At 43.7% G+C, this 19,232-nt stretch carries 12 protein-coding genes; 8 read left to right on the forward strand and 4 right to left on the reverse strand.

All coding sequences use genetic code 11. The annotated features are described in order from the left end of the window. Positions 1-72 precede the first annotated feature (72 nt). On the reverse strand, positions 73-6,510 hold the full coding sequence (locus AXF17_RS01275; RefSeq protein ID WP_094233452.1) for a leucine-rich repeat protein: 6,438 nt from the start codon (positions 6,508-6,510) through the stop codon (positions 73-75). Between the two features lie 282 nt (positions 6,511-6,792). On the opposite strand from AXF17_RS01275, the gene AXF17_RS01280 reads away from it, so the two are divergent. After that, entirely contained in the window at positions 6,793-7,320 is a 528-nt protein-coding gene (locus tag AXF17_RS01280) for a hypothetical protein (RefSeq protein ID WP_094233453.1), read from the forward strand. Positions 7,321-7,544: 224 nt separating this feature from the next. Here AXF17_RS01280 and pepI read toward each other — a convergent pair whose 3' ends face one another. The 3 genes from pepI to AXF17_RS01295 form a co-directional block, all read right to left on the reverse strand. After that, positions 7,545-8,438, reverse strand: coding sequence for a proline iminopeptidase (gene pepI / locus AXF17_RS01285; RefSeq protein WP_094233454.1), 894 nt, complete (start codon positions 8,436-8,438; stop codon positions 7,545-7,547). A gap of 29 nt (positions 8,439-8,467) precedes the next feature. Then, positions 8,468-9,562, reverse strand: a complete 1,095-nt coding sequence (locus tag AXF17_RS01290) for a M24 family metallopeptidase (protein ID WP_094233455.1) — start codon at positions 9,560-9,562, stop codon at positions 8,468-8,470. 201 nt (positions 9,563-9,763) lie between these two features. Continuing rightward, on the reverse strand, positions 9,764-11,554 hold the full coding sequence (locus AXF17_RS01295) for an aminopeptidase P family N-terminal domain-containing protein (RefSeq protein ID WP_094233456.1): 1,791 nt from the start codon (positions 11,552-11,554) through the stop codon (positions 9,764-9,766). Positions 11,555-11,845: 291 nt separating this feature from the next. Between AXF17_RS01295 and AXF17_RS01300 the strand changes: the two genes are divergently transcribed. From AXF17_RS01300 to gcvPB, 7 genes are all read left to right on the forward strand, one after another. Then, positions 11,846-12,982 carry a betaine/proline/choline family ABC transporter ATP-binding protein gene (locus AXF17_RS01300; RefSeq protein WP_094233457.1) on the forward strand — a complete coding sequence of 379 codons (1,137 nt, stop codon included), beginning with the start codon at positions 11,846-11,848 and terminating at the stop codon, positions 12,980-12,982. A gap of 2 nt (positions 12,983-12,984) precedes the next feature. After that, positions 12,985-14,565 carry an ABC transporter permease/substrate-binding protein gene (locus AXF17_RS01305; protein WP_094233458.1) on the forward strand — a complete coding sequence of 527 codons (1,581 nt, stop codon included), beginning with the start codon at positions 12,985-12,987 and terminating at the stop codon, positions 14,563-14,565. Positions 14,566-14,578: 13 nt separating this feature from the next. Then, on the forward strand, positions 14,579-15,211 hold the full coding sequence (locus AXF17_RS01310; protein WP_094233459.1) for a CvpA family protein: 633 nt from the start codon (positions 14,579-14,581) through the stop codon (positions 15,209-15,211). A gap of 135 nt (positions 15,212-15,346) precedes the next feature. Continuing rightward, a complete protein-coding gene (gene gcvT, locus AXF17_RS01315) occupies positions 15,347-16,435 on the forward strand; it encodes a glycine cleavage system aminomethyltransferase GcvT (protein ID WP_094233460.1) in 1,089 nt (362 codons plus the stop codon). A 64-nt stretch (positions 16,436-16,499) separates the two neighbouring features. Next, positions 16,500-16,871 carry a glycine cleavage system protein GcvH gene (gcvH, locus tag AXF17_RS01320; RefSeq protein ID WP_094233461.1) on the forward strand — a complete coding sequence of 124 codons (372 nt, stop codon included), beginning with the start codon at positions 16,500-16,502 and terminating at the stop codon, positions 16,869-16,871. Between the two features lie 40 nt (positions 16,872-16,911). After that, positions 16,912-18,237: an aminomethyl-transferring glycine dehydrogenase subunit GcvPA gene (gene gcvPA, locus AXF17_RS01325; protein WP_094233462.1), complete on the forward strand. Its 1,326-nt coding sequence runs from the start codon at positions 16,912-16,914 to the stop codon at positions 18,235-18,237. Beyond that, the coding region (gene gcvPB, locus AXF17_RS01330; protein WP_237049053.1) for an aminomethyl-transferring glycine dehydrogenase subunit GcvPB at positions 18,237-19,232 on the forward strand (996 nt) is incomplete at its 3' end. The genes gcvPA and gcvPB, both read left to right, overlap by 1 nt.

A 19,232-nucleotide genomic window follows, 5' to 3' on the forward strand; every position in this document is an offset into this window, starting at 1 on the left:
GGCAGAAATTTTTGAACTTCTACCTGTTTTATCTCACTTAACTAGCTGCTGCTATCCTTGTGAAAAGATCTTTTACTTCTCACTCTTTCTCTTCTTGGCAAATACCGCGAGTGCACCTGCCGCAATAGCCATCATAGCTAGATACAGCGCAATTACTGTCGTATCACCAGTCTTAACGGCTCTTGATACTCTGTATCCGTGATACTTAGCGCTCGCATCTCTGTTGCCATTTGAGCTAGATGTGTTGCCATTTACGATTGGCTGATTCTTCGTTCTGATAGTAAAGTTTGTCGAAGCTCCACCTCTCTTATCCTTGAAAGCAACTGTCAAAGTGTGACTACCTGTGCTCTGTCTGTCTAAAACTGCTTTCTTGAGAGTAATTCTTACGCTCCCCTTTTCAGATGTGTAGTCAACATCCTTTACTAGCTCAATTCCATCTAGAAGAATCTTATCGTCATAGTAGTTATCGAACGTATTTGCATCGTCCACGCTACGCTTTACGACGAATAGGAGATCCCCATCGCCTTTTGTCCAGAGCGCATTGTCTCCAATCTCGAAGTTATAAGTGATCTTCGGAATCACTGTTTCGGACTTCTTGATCTCGTGCTTTGCATCGCTGCCTAGGTAGTACTTATCGCACTTCTTGCAGTGCCAGTACTTGATGTTTCCATCCGCTTCAGTGGTTGGTGCATTTGCTGCAATCTCCTCGAGGTCATGGCTCACGAGCCAGTGTGCATACAGCTTAGTATCTTCTGTAAACGCCTGAGTACCATCTACCTTCACACCGCCAGTCTTAGCTGTGAACCAGCCTTCAAATGCTGTGCACACATCCTTGTCAGGTAGCGCGTTTAGTGTAATCTTTCCGTTCTCATCGGTGGTTAGCTCTGTAGTCTTGGCATCTTCGTCATTGGATAGAAGTTCAACCTTGTATGGCACATAGAATGTTGCTGCTGGGTCCTTAACCTTGAAGTTAGAGTAAGCACCAGTTCCCTTGCGCTGATCTTCATTAGAAGATATTAGCTTGACCTTAGCATCCTTGCCATCCACAACGTTGCCCTTGAATGCGTTAGCTGGAACGTCCCTTAGTGTCTCTGGTACTTTTATCTCCTTGATGTTCTGGTTAGCAAATGCTTCCCTTCCTATCGACTGTAGCGACTTACCAAACTCAACTTCCTTGATACTTGCACGCTCTGGTGATCTACTCTTGAATGCAGACTTACCGATAGTCTTGAGACTATCTGGTAACTTAACCTTAACGAGCTTGTGTCCTTCAAATGCATTATCACCGATACTTTCAAGGCCCTCGGAGAACTTCACATTCTCGAGAGGCGCGCCGCTAAATGCCATTTTGCCGATTATCTTCACTGACTTTGGCAGCTCTAGCGACTTCAGATTTGCACCATAGAATGCTGCCTGTCCAATCTCGGTTACACCCTCAGGGATTGTTACCGAGTTGATTGGATTTCCACCTGTCTTAGCAGGGGCAAATGCGCCAGTTCCTATCTTCTTGATGGCAGTACCATTTACTGCCACGGGAAGCTTGAGATCTGGATTCACAGCAAGTTTCACCTTTCCCACTTCTGATAGACCAGTGATTGTATCTCCATCAGTGGTGAAGTCCTTTTCATTCCATGTAGTGTTCTGCTTCCAGTGAGCATATAGCTTTGTGCCGTCATTGAACTTCTGAGATGCAGTTACCTTCTTACCGCCCTCACGCTCTGTGAACCAGCCTTCGAACTCATGCAGTGCATCTGGAGCTGTTGGTGTCGGTAGGCTGTCAACTCTGCCGTTGTCATCGAGTACAGCGTATCCCTTCTCAACTGTGCCGCCATTTGCATCGAATGTGATCATCGCCTTGGACATCATTACACGGTGAGTTGTTGCACCAGTGTTGAATGCCAAGTGATCCGGGTTTACAGTTCTCAAGATTACAACGTGATTTGCATCAGTTCCTGTGTTGTTCATGAAAGGTTCATTACCTAGAGTCTTGAGTGACTTTGGTAGGTCAACACTTGTCAGCAAGCCTTCCTTAAATGCGAACTTTCCGATGTGTTCAACGCCTTCCTCGATCTTGAGGCTTGTCAGCGTTAGAGACTTATATGTTCCTTCAAATGCGGAATCGCCAATTTCCTTAACTGTTCCAGGTATCGTCAGTTCTGTTAGGTGATGCAGGTGGAATGCCTTCTCGCCAATCTTTCTCACAGATGCCGGAATCTTGAGAGATTCAAGTCTAGCTCCTGCAAACGCCATCTGACCAATCTCTGTAACCGTGTCAGGAATCTCAATCTCACGAAGACGAATATTCATCGAAAATGCCGCTTGTGGAATCTTTGTAACGTTCTTGGACATCTTGAGCTCAATGATTGAGTTTGCAGAGAAAGCACCCTCACCTAAATCATTTACTGAATCCGGAATATGCAGCCTCATGATGCGGTTTCCATGGAATGCACTGGTTCCAATCTTGGTTAGCTCCGGCTCTGACTCGAGGTCAAGCTCCTTGAGCATATTATATTCAAATGCTCTAGAGCCAATTGACTTAAGCTTAGCAGGTAGCTTAACTGACTCGAAACCGTTCTCTGAAGTAAAATCATATTTACCAACCTTTACTTCCGACTCCGGAATAGCAAACGCACCGTCAGCGATTGCTGTGATATCTACGCCTGCAGGAGATTCGTTTGGAAGAACCAGCTTGTGGTTTCCACCGTTTCTCTTCGTGATTCCGCTGGACGAAAGACCTGTGATAGTCGATCCGTCAGCACTGTATGTGAAGTCCTCGCTAGTCCAGCCGGTTCCCACTAAATTATCATACTTAACAACGTATGTAAGTTCAGCCTTGTTAGGCATGTTGTTATAAGCATCCACTACTTCCTTGTTTTCTGTCAGCAGTGTTGGCTTTACAGGATTTCCTCTAAACGCTCTCTTATCTACCCCTGTTAGCTTGGTAAATGACTTAGGAAGTTCAACTGAAGTCAAAAGTTGATTCAAAAATGCATTGGATCCAATCTTACCGTTGAATCCTTCCTTAAACTTAAGTGACTTAAGCGTTGAAGGTATTGCCTCTGCAGTCTTCTCAAATGCAGATCTTCCGATACTTGTAATTCCGCTAGGAATAGTAACCTCTGTAAGCTGATTATTCATAAACGCATTGTCGCCAATCTTGGTTAGGCTATCAGGTAGACTAACAGTCTTGGCTTTGCATCCAACGAATGCTCTTCTGCCAATATCTGTAACACCTTCAGGAATCACAATATCAGTAACCGCAGCCTTGTCGGCAAGTCCTATTGTGTCGTTAGTTCTGCCGAATGCCACGTCAGGGATTTCCTTGAGTGACTTCGAGATAACTATCTTCTCAGCCAAATCAGTTCCGTTAAACGCTCCTATGCCAAGCTTTTTAACTGAATTTGGAAGGACGATGGATGTAAGTCTAGCATTGAGGAATGCGGAATTACCAATCGACTCAAGTCCATCTGGCAGGTTGACGTTAACTACTCCGTATACTTTCTTAGCTGTGTTATCGATAGTTCCTGCGAATGCAAAGTCACCTATCTGCTTGATTGTAGGTGGCAGCTTAACCGTCTTAGGCACGTATATCTTGCCAGCATCAGCGAATCCGAAGGTTCCAATCTGGCCGTTGCTAGCAAGTACATTGCTAACACCGTTTCCGATTGCAACGACTTTAACTCCGCTAGCGTTAGTCTCTGGAATTACAAGTGTGTCATTCTTCTTGAGTTTTGCCTTGCCGGACTCTGTAAGTCCTGTAACAACTGTTCCAGCAGCGTTGTATGTGAAGTCGTCGCTGTTCCAAGGAGATTCATCACTTGGAATGTTCTGATTTGCCTTGAGTAGCTGCACGTGTGACTTACCATTACTAATATCATCAACGAGTGCACCGGGTTCGTTTATGTACATATACACAATTCCGCCCTTTTTCTCGTTAGCGTTTCCTGTGGTAACAGGTTCTTTTCCTGTGTTTCTAAGGAATGTCCACTTTGTGACCTTCTCTGTTTTGTCAGGCAACTGTACCGATTCAATCTTGTTCATAGCAAATGCCATGTTATCAATTGAAAGTGGATAATCCGTGGTTTTATGGAACTCAAGATTTGTAATCTCGTTGTTTGCAAACGCCCCGTTAGATATTAGCATCAAAGTCGAAGGGAATTTTACCAATTTCAACTTATTTTTGTTGAATGCATTTCCACCGATATAAATAGTACCCTCCGGAACTGTGAGCTCTGTCAAGTTATTACCCTGAAAAGCACTCGATCCGATGAAGAAATCACCTCTCGTAGTTACATTGCTATCCCACTGTCCATTGCTTGGTGCCTTCACGTTTTTAGGCAAATCAACACTCTCGAGTCCAAGGCTCTTAAATGCATTGCTGCCAACACCCTGAACTTTATTACCGTTATCATCCACGGCAGGCACAACTAGGTTCTTGTTACTTGCCAGCTTTGCCTTGCCGCTGTCTGTGAGACCGCTTACAACGTGGATAGTTCCAGTTATGATATTCATGTTGTCCTGCGCCGGTGCAGGTGAGTTGTTGCTGTCTAGCACAACGTCTGCATATGTAAAATCCTCTGCATTCCATACATTTACGTCATCAGACAGTATCTTGTGGAATTCAGATTTTGGGAATTTGCTTGTGTCGCTATACTTTGAAATATCATCGACATAAACTTTAGTTACCAAATCGTACTTTTCCGTCTTTCCCGATGCAGAAGTGACTTCTTTAGCGAACACGTTCTTAGGAAGTGCTGTCACAGTTGCAGGAAGCTTAAGCTCGGCAACTTTCTTATTTCTAAACGCATATTTGCCGATGGTAGTTAATCCCTCTGGTAGCTCCAGATTACAAATCTGAGCCTCCTTGAGTAGGTAATTTTTGGTTGAAAATGCGTAGTCCCCGATTTCTGTAACGCCCTTTGGCACCTTGATATTTGTAAAGTTGTTTCCTGCAAATGCTCTCGTACCTATTTTCTTGACACTTGCCGGAATCTCGATAGAAGTGAGTCCTGTCATCCAGTTCTTTTTATCGCTGCACCCAAATGCACTGTCAGGAATCTCTGCTAGGTTATTTGGTAGATTGATCTTCTCGATTGTAGGATTTGTCGCAAAAGCACCTTTACCAAGTGAAGTGAGAGTATCAGGCAGAACAACAGTCTTGATATTGTTGCTCTGAAATGCAGTATCTCCAATGCTTTTAAGAACCGGAGAGAAAGCAACTTCCTTGAGTCCCGAATCACGGAACGCATTTTTACCAACTTTCTCCAAATCCATAGGGAGTGTTACAGAGTCGAACTTCTCATCTGCTGTAGCAAATAAACCTGTTGTTGAATCTGTATCTGCTATCTCTGTAATCTTGTCTAAGCTTGCATTATAGTCAGGAAGCACGAGATCCTTGTTAACCTTACGTTTCTCCTTACCGCTTGCACTAAGCCCGGTAATTTTCTGTCCGTCAAATGTAAAGTCATTTACATTCCAAGATTCAGTATCCTTGTTTTCAGTCTCAGGAGTACCGTCATAATTAATTAACTTCTGAACCCATGACTTAGTACTAGCTGTAGTCTTGTCCGTCGTATGTATCCTGTCCATATTCTTATGGTCAAAGTTTCCAGAGTACATATACACAACTCCGCTGCCTGCAAAATTACCTTTGAGTGCCGCTTTACCTTCGGCGGATAATGGCTCCATACCAGGATTTCCAACAAATACGTGCTTATTTACTACCGCTGTAAAATCCGGAAGTCTAATAGATTTAATCTTATTGTTGGCAAAGGTCATTCCATGCATTTCCAACTGGAAATAAGTTGTAAGCGGGAAATTAACCTTGCTTATCTGATTGTTTGCAAATGCCTGAGTTTCAAGCCACCAGATGGTTCTAGGCAGTGTAACAGTCTTAATCTTGTTGTTCATGAATGCATTAGGAAGAACTGCCAGAACACCATCTGGAAGCGTAACGTTCGTCAGTTTATTGCCTTCGAATGCTCCCTCTGCAATAACAAAGTTACCTCTGCGTGTAATCTTGTGAGTAACTGTATCATTATATGATGTGAGCATGCCGGACGGGAATACAACCGACTCAACACCCTTCTTCTGAAAGGCATTGCTTGCTACACCAACGATAGTATTACCCTTGTCATCTTTGGATGGCAGAACAAGATTCTTGTTCTTTTTAAACTTAGCTTCTCCTTTTGCGGAGAAACCACTGATAGCCTTTCCTTCAACATTTATGGTTCTCGTGTAGTCACAACCGTAAATTGTCTTACTGATATCGGTGTAAGTAAAATCCTCACTTGTCCATTTCCCCGAATCAGTATGATTATCGGTAACACTCGTTGCTTCAGCACCTGCCGCCGACACATCTGTTCCCTTATCAGCAGCACTATCTGCTTCTGTGCTTGCTGAATGTGTACCGATGACTGCTTCTGATTCCGTATCAGTAGCTCCAGCAAAGGCAGGAAGTGGAAACATTAACGTTACCACCAGTACTAATGAAAGCAAAATTTTCTTCATGATATTGTCCTTCTTTACTTATAATTGAGATAGAAACACGTAACATTATTGATATATTTTACCTTGAATTTACCCACCTTTTACCATTTATTTTCATTTCTTCCGATTGAATCTAATAATAATGTCGTCCTGCTTATTGATAATATTGATACTTATCTTTTTTTATAGTTAACTATCAATTTGCGGTGCTATTATACTTTGTATCAATACTATTTTCATACATTTTGGAGCAAAAGTGTGTGGATAGGCGAATGGAAATGTTAAAAAGATTAAAGGATAGATATGAATAGGGTATTGAAATCAAAATTTTATACTAATGTAAAAACGAAAATTAAAATTATCATTATAGTGTTCTTGGTGCTAATTATCATTGTCTCCTTAATCGGTTGTAATAGCAAAGCGACTAAGGGAAAGGATGAAGCTAAAACAAAGAGCAAAAATGACAAGCAGACAGAATCTGCCTCTGACAGCAGTTCAGACTCTGATAATGATTCAGAAGAGTCTTCTTCATCTGACAAGAAGGACAAAAAAGAGAAGAAGAAGAAGAAGAAGGAGAAGGAGAAGGCTAAAGATAAATCAAAAGACAAAAAGAGCGAAAAATCAAATGGCAGTTCCTCTACCTCTTCTTCATCAAGCAGTGTTCAGACTCAATCAAAGCAAAAGGTCTGGGTTCCTGAACAAGGACATTACGAACAGGTAAAGGTGTTCAAATGTCGATGCGGTCGGAAATTTAACAGTCACGCTGCTCAAATTGATCACAGAAACGCCTACATAGCAGAAAAGCGAAAAACAAACCCGAATTTCGATTGAAAGGGAGAACACCTTCCGCTCGGGTGGGTACCCGAGAGCGTATACGTTGTCGATGTTCCTGGACACTATGAATACAGGTAAAAAGGATACAGATGAAAATCCATAACAACACTAAAAGCGCAACATAACAAACTGTTGCGCTTTTATATTATTTGAAATATATCACATTCTATCCGTATATCTTCGGATTCAATCAAATACAAACCAAATTGCAGTTCAAAATACTATTTATCGTACTTATTGAGCCACTCGATGAGCACTTCACAGTAGTCATCGTGTCTGTCTACAAAGCATGTGTGTCTTGAATTCTCCCAAAGAATCCACTCTGAGTTAGGAATTCCATCTGCCATCGTCTTCGCAATGAGTGGTGAGCAGAGATCGGAGATTCCGCTGCATACGAGCGAAGGAATCTTAATCTCGCCTAGTCTATCTACGTACTCGAAGTCCTTGAGTGAACCTGTTGGTGCGAACTCGTTTGGTCCCCATCCATATAGATAAGCTTCACCGCCGCCCTTCTTAGGACGTGTGCAACACTCTGGAGCCTCATCACCAATCCAGTAATCGCAGTATCTATGCATATACTCAGCAACCGCTTCATCATAAGCTTCGCCGGAGAACTCACCAGTCTCAAGAGCCTGGTTGATTGCATCCTGCATGTGCTCTGGCATCATCTTGATACGTCTTAGGCCTTCCTTCTCCCAGAGACTGCTTGATGGATGTCCGCTGGAGATAACGAAAGATTTGATACCTTTAGGCTGTCTCTCAATAGCATATGCAATCTGCATCATGCCGCCCCATGACTGTCCGATTATGTGGCACTCGTCCAGTCCGAGGTGTTCTCTTAGAGCATCAAGCTCATCTAGCCATGTGTCCTGAGTCCATAGCTCAGGATGTCCATCGAGATATGAATTTCCGCAACCGATCTGGTCATACATGATAATCTGACGGTCATCATCATCAGCGAGGTTATCGAGAACCTCATAATAGTTGTGTGTTGAACCGGGTCCACCATGCAGACAAATCAGTGGTGCCTTCCCATTGTCCTTCTTCTCGCCAACGATTCTATAATAAGTCTCATAGCCGAGAAAAGGCATGTAACCTTCTGTAATCTTTGCCATAAATTGATTTCTCCTTAAATTAATTTTATCTATTTTTCCACAGGAACAACGATTGGCTCTTCCTTCGGATATGCATTCAGTACCTCGCATCCATCTTCTGTAATGTAAAGTATGTCTTCAATACGAACACCGATTCCCTCATCATATAGATAGATACCCGGCTCAACGGAGAAGCACTGTCCCGGCTCGATAATCTCGTCATTTACAAGGGAAACGTCACCAACCTCGTGATCCTCAAGTCCGATTGAGTGACCGGTTCTGTGTGTGAAGTACTCACCGAAGCCCTTCTCTGTGATGTAGTTTCTAGCTGCCTTGTCGACATCGCTCATCTTGTTGCCGGGCTTAGCAGCAGCGATCCCTCTCTTGTTAGCCTCGAGAACTATGTTGTAGATTTCTCTCTGTCTATCGCTAATCTCGCCGATAAATACTGTTCTGGTAATATCTGATGCGTAGTTGTTCCACATGCCACCGATATCGAGTACTACGGACTCTCCGTACTTACCCTTACTGTCGTCAGTTACGTGGTGCGGATCTGCTCCGCCCTTACCATATGCTGTGATAGGATCGAATGATAGACCTTGGAATCCAATTTCCTTGCAGAGCTCGATGCATTTAGCGTTAAGTTCCTTCTCAGTTAGACCCTTTACAACGTAAGGAATTAGCTGATCCATAACCTTGTCGATCTTCTGAGCGGACTCTCTCATAAGCTGACGTTCCTTCTCGTCCTTAATCTGTCTAACCTTGTCAACGATTACTGAACCGTTTACGAACTTGCTTCCAGCTCCTAGATCCTGTAGCTTGAGCAGGAATCTAGCCGGCCAGTTCTTATCAATACCGATAGTCTTGTCCTTCTCAATGAACTTAGCCAAGATTTCAACAGGCTCCTCGATATCATCATAGTATGTTAGTGGCACACCAAGATCCTCTGTCTGAGGGAAGAGCTTGTTCAGTACAAGCTGTGTATCTCCATTTACATTGATGTATAGTGCAAGCATTCTCTCTCCGGGAATGATCCACTTGTCGAGCATGTAGAAGACGCTCACCGGATCAGTGATAATCATCTGCGGCATATCCTGCTCTTTCATCTTTGCAACAACTCTTTCTAGCTTAGACTTATTAAGCATAATGTTCCTCCATTTCTATTGTCCATTTATGCATGTACAAATATACGTTTATTATACATCTCTAACATGTGATTGAATATACATATGGTAAAAAATAATCAATATTTCTAAATACTTAACCGAATCCACATTCTTTCCCGAAAATCGCAGTATTTCGAAGACTTCGGGTTGTTAAAACACTTTTTTCCGTGACACAGCTCCTTAAATCGCCCTCGTATATTTCTCGAGCCATGCGAGTTCTTCGTCATTCATATAAGGTGAAAGCTTTTCGAAGCACGCTTTGTGATATTCGTTGAGCCATTCCTTCTCCGATCTTGTCAGTTCCTCTGGATCGATTCCATCGAGATCAATAGGCACGAAGTTCAGTGTCTCGAAATGCATGAACTGTCCGTACTTATTCTTCTCGCCGTTTACAGTCAGCAAGTTGTTCTCTATACGGATTCCGAACTCGCCCTCTTCGTAGATTCCCGGCTCGTCAGTCACCATCATGCCTGGCTCAAACTGATGATGCTCATTCTTGGAAGGAACGATATACCAGCGGAAACCTGTTGGTGGCTCATGGATACTTCCTAGATATCCGAAGCCGTGTCCAGTTCCGCACTGGAAGTCCTTGTTCAAATCCCAGATTGGCTGTCTAGCGAGTACATCGAGTGACCAGCCGTGATTTCCATAGAGGAAATTCGCTGCCGATAGGTGCTGCATAGCTCTGTATACCGCTGTGTAATACCTCTTCATCTCCTTGCTGATTGAGCCGAGAACTGTAGTTCTAGTGATATCAGTCGAGCCTTCGAGATATCCACCGCCTGTATCTGAGAGAAGCATCTGTCCGCCTTCTAGCTGTACGTCTGACTCTGGAGTTGGCGAGTAATGCATCATCGCAGCATGTGCGCCAAATGCATGAAGCGGTTCAAAGGAGTCTCGGATGTAGCCCTCCTGCTCGCTTCTAAACTGTGTCAGTTTCTCGGAAGCGCTGAGCTCGGTGATCTTCATCTTATCGTAGTTATTCTTAACCCAGCAGATAAATTTAGTGAGCGCCACGCTGTCCTTGAGCTCGGCATTTCTGACATTCTTAATCTCGACATCATTCTTGATTGCCTTCATCAGAATTGTTGGATTTACACCCTGCACAACCTTGCATGGGAGATTCTTGTAGAGAGCATAGTTCATCTTCATAGGATCGATAAGAGCAGTTGCACTTGCATCAACCTGCTTCGCATCCTCATATATATCGTTGTATGGATGAACACTCACGTTGTTCTCAGCGAGCATCTTGCGTAGGTCGTCGTTTAGTTTTTTCTCATCTACATAGAGATCCGCACTGTCTTCTCTAACAATTACGTACGCTAGGACGAGCGGGAAGAAATCGATATCGTTACCACGCATGTTCAGAAGCCACGCTACATCGTCAAGGGATGCTACTAGGTGAACATTTGCTCCGACCTTCTTCATCTCTTCACGAACTCTGTTCAGCTTACTTCCAGTGCTTTCACCGCTATACTTCTCCTCCAGAAACCATGCTGGCTCTTCTGAAAGAGCTGGCCTGTCCTTCCAGATTTCTTCGACAAGCGCCTGCTCGTAGTCTATTTCTACATTTCTGCCCGCAAGAGCCTCTTCATATGCCTGCCCATCGCCCATGGATAGAACTCTGCCGTCAAATGCGACTTTACCACACTCCGGAACCTGCTGTGCAACCCACTCGACAGTTCCCGGAGTGTCGTCCACGAACATCTTCATGAGCTCAACGCCACTTCCCTCACACTCAGTATGAACCTGTGTGAAATATCTTCCGTCAGTCCATAGTCCAGCCTTGTCCTTAGTGATAGCTACTGTCGCATACGAACCTGAAAAACCTGTGACATATCGTATCACCTTAAAATGTTCTCCTACATACTCACTCTGATGGAAATCCGCCATCGGAATAACGTATGCGTCTATGCCTCTTTCAGCCATAATTTGTCTTAGCTTAGCAATTCTCTCTGCACTTTCTGTCATATCCTCTCCTCTCCTCTATATTAATCTTTTAGGTCATCTTTATTTATATAGAAATAGCTTGTTATCCTAAATTATAACATCGTCTTCCAATCATTCAATGAAGTTCACATTATTCTCATCTTTTTCCTATATAATAATTATAAGTATATAAAAATATTCACCTTGTAATCGTATTATCATCAACATTATCCAAAGATATTGAAAAACGCATCCAAAATACAATTAATTATAACCCGCAAATTAGCAGAACAATGATATGTCAATAAAATGCAATATACGAGGAGGTATACCATGATTGAATTTAAGAACGTAAGTAAGTCATTTCATAATGTCCGCGTGCTTAAAGATATTTCCATGACTATTTGCAAGGGCGAACTTACTGTCCTGATTGGGCCAAGCGGTTGTGGCAAAACGACATTGTTAAAGATGATCAACCGTATGCTTACCCCTACCTCCGGTGAGATTTTCCTTGATAGCAAATGTATGGATGAGATAGATAAGGTTGAGCTTCGTCGCAGTATGGGATACGTCATCCAGCAGGGCGGACTTCTCCCTCATCTGACTGTTAGAGAAAATATTGAAATTATCGAACGACTTGAACATCGTCCGGAAGATGAAGTCGCTGCTCGGACTATACAACTCATGAAGATGGTCTCCATGGATCCAACCGAGTATTTGGATCGTTTCCCGGGTGAGCTTTCGGGCGGGCAGCAGCAACGTATTGGCGTTGCGCGCGCATTCGCTAATGAACCGGAAATCATACTCTTTGACGAGCCTTTCAGTGCACTCGATCCAATTACGCGAAGTGCATTACAGGATCAACTTATTCACATTCAGAGCAACGAAGCAAAGACTATGGTATTTGTTACACACGACATGAGTGAGGCGATAAAGATTGCCGACCGCATATGCATCTTGAATGAAGGTCGTGTAGTTCAGTTTGATACTCCTGAAAATATCATGAAGTATCCCGCTGACGAGTTTGTAGAAAGCTTTGTCGGTTTAAACCGCATATGGAGTTCACCAAAGTATATTAAGGTTCAGGATTTTATGATTACGGAGCCGATATCTGTTCGAGAAGATGTTTCTGCATATAAATGTATTCGTATACTACGTTCACATCATATTGATACCTTGCCTGTAGTAGATTCAGAAGGAACTCTGCTGGGAATAATCGGCAGACAATCTTTCCTAAACAGACCGCGACCAAGCTCTAGGGCTCGAGATATCATGTATTCTGCACAACACACCGTGCATCCTGACGAAAATATTTTGGATGTACTCACGACTATCAGAGAGACTGACGTGAGCAACCTGCCTGTTATAGATGATAACGGTCGTATAATTGGGCTACTGACCAGCAGTAGGCTCATTGCAACCATGAGTCAGCAGTTCCTTGACAACATGTCAGAAGAGGAGGTGAAGTAGTAATGACTACACTATTTTCATATATGGCTCAACACGCCTCTCAAATCTTCGGTTACACTATAACCCATATCGAAATGACCTCCATAGCAGTAGGTATCTCGATTCTGATTGGTGTTCCGCTTGGAATCCTAATCGGCTATGTGCACGGTTTAAACCGACCGGTTATAGCAATCGCAAATATTGTCCAGGCTATTCCATCTATGGCGTTACTTGGTCTCTGCATTCCTTTACTTGGAATCGGAAGATTGCCTTCTATCGTCATGGTAATCATATACTCGCTTCTGCCTATAATTAAGAACTCCTACACCGGAATCACTAATATAGATCCGCTGCTGGTAGAGTCTTCTGTTGCTATTGGTATGACACGTTGGCAGGTTCTTTCACGAGTAAAGCTTCCACTGGCACTGCCTGTCATTATGGCCGGTGTCCGCATCTCTGCCGTCACTGCAGTCGGTACTATGACTATGGCTGCTTTTATCGGCGCCGGCGGACTTGGTTACCCGATTTTTGCAGGTATACGAACTGTAAATAATTTGCAGATTCTTTCCGGTGCTATTCCGGCATGCTTGCTGGCTCTACTTGTCGATTTTCTGATGGGCTTTATCGAAAAGCTGTTAACGCCAATCAGTCTTCAGAAATCATTTCATGGTCGTAAGCGTTCAATAAACCTAGCCGCACGCAGAAGAAGAATAAAAATAGCAATAGGGAGTTTTATCATCATAATAATCTGCCTTGTCGGTACACGAATAATCGGAAATTACAAGTACAATAGCAAAGAACTCATATTGGCCGGCAAAGACTATACAGAGCAGTCTATCTTAATGAACCTTTATGCCGACTATATTGAGGATAAGACAGATATAAAAGTCACTCGCAAATCCAACCTCGGAGGTAGCCAGGTTGCCTATCAGGCGATTAAAAGTCGTGAGATAGATATGTATATCGACTATACAGGAACGATATATGGAAGTATCTATAAGCATTCCGGAGAGACGGATATGCAGAAAGTCTATGAGCAGTGTGTTCATGATTATGCCAAAGATAATGTAACCGTTCTTAACCAGTGCAACTGTAACAACACCTACGCACTGGCGGTACGACCGGATACAGCCAAAAACTATGGACTCAAAACATTAGCTGATTTAAACCGTGTTTCAAAAGAATTGCGTCTCGGAAGCACAATAGAATTTCAGAACCGCAATGATACTATGGCGGCACTTCGAAAGAGATACAATATGAGCTTCAAGAGTATGACAGCAATAGATGGTTCTCCTCGCTTCACTGCAATGATGAACAACAAAGTTGATGTTATCGATGCATGGACTACTGACGGCATGCTCAAAAAATTTGATATCGTAATACTGGAAGATTCAGATCAGGTTTTCCCGCCATATTATGTTGTTCCTTGTATACGAAATGAGGTATTATCAAAACACCCAGAGCTCAAGAAGCTAGTCAACGAGCTGTCACCGCTCTTGACAAACGAGGTGATGATTGAGTTGAATTATAAGGTAGACGTTGAAGGCAAAGAGCCGGAAGCTGTTGCACGAGAGTGGCTCACAAGTCAAGGTCTAATCCGTTAACAACGAGGTATTTATGATTTTAGACATTATGATCATAGTTGTTTTTTTAATATGCGCGCTTCGCGGAAAGTCACAGGGCTTCCTCGAATCTCTCGTCAGACTAGCTGCTATTTCTGGTGGAGTTATAATCGGCATCCTAAACACCGATAGGATCAGGTCACTGCTCTTTACGCTGCCTATTGATGATTTTATGAAGGGCAAGCTCACCAAGAAGTTCAACGGTCAGGAGATAGACTTACTGCAGTTCATCCCTAAAGTTCTGCGCACTAAGTTCGAAGCGTTTGGGCTCGATGGCATTACGACCACTGTAAATAGATTTACTAACCTATCTATTACTATCATCTCCTTCTCGGTGATAGTCGGACTAGTGTGGATTATTTCTACATTTATAAGAAGGCGGATTATGCGCGGAAGAAAGAGTAAAAATCTGCTAGGCACGGTCGACTCGAGCATCGGTCTACTGTTCGGGGCTATTAAAGGAGCGATCATCATCTGCTTGTTCCTAGCCCTTATGTTCCCACTCACAGCGCTGTTTGCACCTCAACATATTCACACGCTAAACGAGCAGCTCAACAACTCGTACATTGCAGGTTATCTTTATGATATTAACCCATTAATTTACTTTATGCGAAGGCTATATATTTAACATTTCTATAAAAAAGCATGACACAAAATAAACTTTTGATGTCGTGCTTTTGTTCATTGATTGCAATGTTTTACTATGCTATATTTTGAGTATATTCAATGTATATAATCGAAAACACTCAAGGAGGTAGTCTTGATGGATAAGAAAACACCACTATATGATACCCATGTTAAATACGGTGGTAAAATCGTACCATTTGGCGGATTTTTACTCCCGATTCAGTATGAGTCAGGTATCAAACAGGAACACATGGCAGTTCGTACAGCATGCGGTCTATTCGATGTATCCCACATGGGAGAGATTATCGTAAGCGGCCCTAAATCTGTTGAATATCTTAACTACGTACTAACTAATGATTTCACTGACCTCGGAGTTGGTCAGGCTAGATATAGCCCGATGTGCAATGAGCATGGTGGAACTGTAGATGACCTAATCGTGTATAAGCGTGACGAAGACGACTATTTCGTAGTTGTAAATGCAGCTAATACAGAAAAAGACTTCGCTTGGATGGTTGATCACAAGATTGATGGTGTTGAAATCGTAAACGCTTCCGATGACTGGGGTCAGCTCGCTCTTCAAGGACCTAAAGCAGGTGCTATTCTCGCTAAAGTTGCTGATCCAGCGCTCATTCCTGCAGGTTACTACACAGCTAACTTCGATGGTTCTATTCAGGGAATCCCTTGTGTTCTATCCAGAACTGGATACACAGGTGAGGACGGATTCGAAATCTACATGCCAGCAGACAAGGCTGTAGATATATGGGAAATCCTAATAGAAGCAGGTAAGGAAGACGGCTTGATTCCTTGTGGACTCGGAGCTCGCGACACACTCCGTATGGAAGCAGCAATGCCGCTATACGGGCACGATATGAACGATGATATTTCACCTAAAATCGCAGGTCTTGGTTTTGCAATCAAGATGGACAAGCCTGATTTCATCGGCAAGGCTGCAATCGAAGCAGCAACTCCACTCAAGGAGAGAAGAGTTGGAATCAAAGTTACTGGCCGCGGAATCATCAGAGAAGAGTGTGTCGTTTACCGAGATGGCGAGAAGATCGGATATATCACGTCCGGAACATTCCTACCATATCTAAACGGCTCTTACGGAATGGCTATCGTTGACGCCGCAAAGCGCGAAATCGGTGCCGCTGTTCAGGTAGATGTTCGTGGTCGCAAGATTGATGCGGAAATGGTTAAGCTTCCTTTCTATAAGAGAGAGCAGTAAGCCAATCTGTACTTGTTAAAAATGATATTTTATAACTAAATCACATATACAAAGGAGAAATAAAATGGCAGATTTAAAGTATTCAAAGTCGCATGAGTGGATTGCAGAAGAAGATGGTCTATGCGTTATTGGTATTTCTGACTATGCTCAGCATAGCCTTGGTGACATCGTATTCATCAACCTTCCAGAGGTTGACGATGAAGTTACAATCGGCGATGCATTCGGTGATATAGAGTCTGTAAAAGCTGTTTCCGACGTGCTATCCCCAGTTACAGGAATCGTTGCTGAAATCAACGAGAGCCTATTCGATGCACCTGAGACAATTAACGAGGACGCAACCGGGACTTGGCTAATCAAGGTTAAGGATGTAACTGAGACAGAGGAACTTCTAACTTCAGACGAATACGACGCATTTGTAGAGTCGGCAGAAGCATAAACCGCATTCACCTTAACACTTTCGTACAAGGAGGTTCAAATTGGGTACCTTTATTCCTAACACTAGAGAAGAACAGCTCCAGATGCTAAGCGATATCGGCTATAAGGATTGGGAAGATCTATTTAAAGATATCCCCGCTGCCGCTAGAATCAAAGGAGATCTCAACATTCCGGCAGGCAAGTCTGAGCTAGAGACAGCACAGATTATGGAGAGAATGGCAAACCGCAACGTCGTATACGATTCGATTTTCCGCGGTGCCGGTGCTTATAACCACTATATCCCTGCTGCCGTTAACGCAGTAGTAAGCAAAGAGGAGTTCATCACGGCTTATACGCCGTACCAGGCAGAGATCAGCCAGGGAATCCTACAGTCAATTTTCGAATATCAGACTATGATATGCGAACTTACCGGTATGGATGTTTCAAACGCTTCGCTATATGACGGTGCTTCCGCAGCTGCTGAAGCTTGTGCGATGACTAAAGATCGTAAGCGTAGCACTATATACGTATCAGAAACTGTAGATGCTAGAGTGCTTGAAGTAATCAAGACATATTCATTTGGAAGAGATACTGAAGTAAAGGTTGTTCCTGCATGCGAGTGCGGTGGCGTTACTGACGTTGAGGCTCTCAAGAGTGTCCTCGCAGAGGATAAGACAGCAGCTTGCTTCCTGATGCAGTATCCTAACTACTACGGTATCGTAGAAGATGCTGACCAGATTGCTGAAATCGTTCACGAAGCTGGTGCACAGCTAATCATGAGCGTTAACCCTATCGCTCTTGGAGTTCTGAAGACTCCTGGCGAAATCGGCGCAGACATCGTTTGTGGTGAGGGACAGCCTCTTGGACTAGGTCTTGCATACGGCGGACCTTACCTAGGAATTCTGGCAACTACTGCTAAGAACACTCGTAAGATCGTGGGAAGACTTGTCGGTGAGACAGTTGACTCCCGTGGCGAGCGCGGATTCGTACTAACTCTACAGGCTAGAGAACAGCACATCCGTAGAGAAAAGGCTAGCAGCAACGTGTGCTCAAACCAGGCTCTCTGTGCACTAAAAGCCGGTGTATACATGACAGCTGTTGGTCCTGCTGGGATTAAGCAGGTTGCAACACTTTGCTCATCCAAGGCGCACTATCTGGCTGAAGGACTTGTGAGCGCAGGTCTTTCACTCAAGTTTGACAAGCCATTCTTCCATGAATTCGTAACAGTTTGCGCTGATGCTAACGCTATCCTCAAGGCACTTGCCGACAAGGGTATTCTTGGAGGGCTAAAGCTAAGCGACACAGAGATTCTCTGGTGCGCAACTGAGCTCAATACTAAGGAACAGATGGATGAAGTAATCGAAATCGTTAAGGGGGTGAGCAGATAATGAAACTTATATTTGAAAGAAGTGTTCCTGGCAGAGGTCAGGATCTATTCCCTGCTTGCGATGTTGCTGTAACACTACCTGATGTTCCGATGAGAGAAAGCGCTCCTCATCTTCCGGAAGTATCTGAGAACGAGATGGGGCGTCACTACACAGCTCTTGCAAAGGAAGCTCATGGAGTTAACGACGGATTCTATCCGCTCGGTTCTTGCACAATGAAGCACAACCCTAAGATTGACGATGCTGTTGCTTCACTCAAAGGATTTACTAACATCCACCCTCTTCAGCCAGCTAAAACAGTAGAAGGCTGCACAGAGGCAATAGATACACTGGAGTCATACCTATGCGAAATCACAGGCATGGACCGCGTTACATTCCAGCCAGCTGCCGGCTCACAGGGAGAATTCACAGGACTACTCCTCATCAAAGCATATCTACGTGATAAGGGTCTCGGACACAAGGATGAAATCCTAATTCCAGATGCTGCTCACGGAACTAACCCTGCAAGTGCTGCAATGGCAGGGTTCAAGGTTGTAGTTGTTAAGTCTAACGAGCGTGGAAGCATAGACATGGATGACTTCAAGTCTAAGATTAGCGACAAGACTGCAGGTCTGATGCTCACAAACCCTAACACAGTAGGTATCTTCGACGAGAACATCTTTGAAATCACAAAGCTTGTTCACGAAGCTGGCGGACTCTGCTACTACGATGGAGCTAATCTTAATGCTGTAATAGGGCTAGTACGTCCTGGAGATATTGGATTTGACGTAATTCACCTCAACCTGCACAAGACATTCTCCACACCGCACGGTGGTGGTGGTCCTGGAAGCGGTCCTTGCGGATGCAAAGACTTCCTTGGCAAGTACTTACCTGGACTAACAGTTAAGAACGGTGAGTACGTTCGTGCAGAGAAGAGTATCGGTAACGTTACCGGATTTTACGGTAACTTCCTAGTTAGCTTGAGAGCTCTCGTATACCTGACTTACCTCGGCGGAGAC

The organism is Mogibacterium pumilum, from assembly GCF_002243385.1.
Lineage (GTDB): Bacteria > Bacillota > Clostridia > Peptostreptococcales > Anaerovoracaceae > Mogibacterium > Mogibacterium pumilum.

Excerpts from the sequence above, each read along its gene's own strand:
- AXF17_RS01275 (WP_094233452.1), bottom strand. The coding sequence starts at position 6,510 with ATGAAGAAAATTTTGCTTTCATTAGTACTGGTGGTAACGTTAATGTTT.
- AXF17_RS01280 (WP_094233453.1), top strand. The coding sequence starts at position 6,793 with ATGAATAGGGTATTGAAATCAAAATTTTATACTAATGTAAAAACGAAA.
- pepI (WP_094233454.1), bottom strand. The coding sequence starts at position 8,438 with ATGGCAAAGATTACAGAAGGTTACATGCCTTTTCTCGGCTATGAGACT.
- AXF17_RS01290 (WP_094233455.1), bottom strand. The coding sequence starts at position 9,562 with ATGCTTAATAAGTCTAAGCTAGAAAGAGTTGTTGCAAAGATGAAAGAG.
- AXF17_RS01295 (WP_094233456.1), bottom strand. The coding sequence starts at position 11,554 with ATGACAGAAAGTGCAGAGAGAATTGCTAAGCTAAGACAAATTATGGCT.
- AXF17_RS01300 (WP_094233457.1), top strand. The coding sequence starts at position 11,846 with ATGATTGAATTTAAGAACGTAAGTAAGTCATTTCATAATGTCCGCGTG.
- AXF17_RS01305 (WP_094233458.1), top strand. The coding sequence starts at position 12,985 with ATGACTACACTATTTTCATATATGGCTCAACACGCCTCTCAAATCTTC.
- AXF17_RS01310 (WP_094233459.1), top strand. The coding sequence starts at position 14,579 with ATGATTTTAGACATTATGATCATAGTTGTTTTTTTAATATGCGCGCTT.
- gcvT (WP_094233460.1), top strand. The coding sequence starts at position 15,347 with ATGGATAAGAAAACACCACTATATGATACCCATGTTAAATACGGTGGT.
- gcvH (WP_094233461.1), top strand. The coding sequence starts at position 16,500 with ATGGCAGATTTAAAGTATTCAAAGTCGCATGAGTGGATTGCAGAAGAA.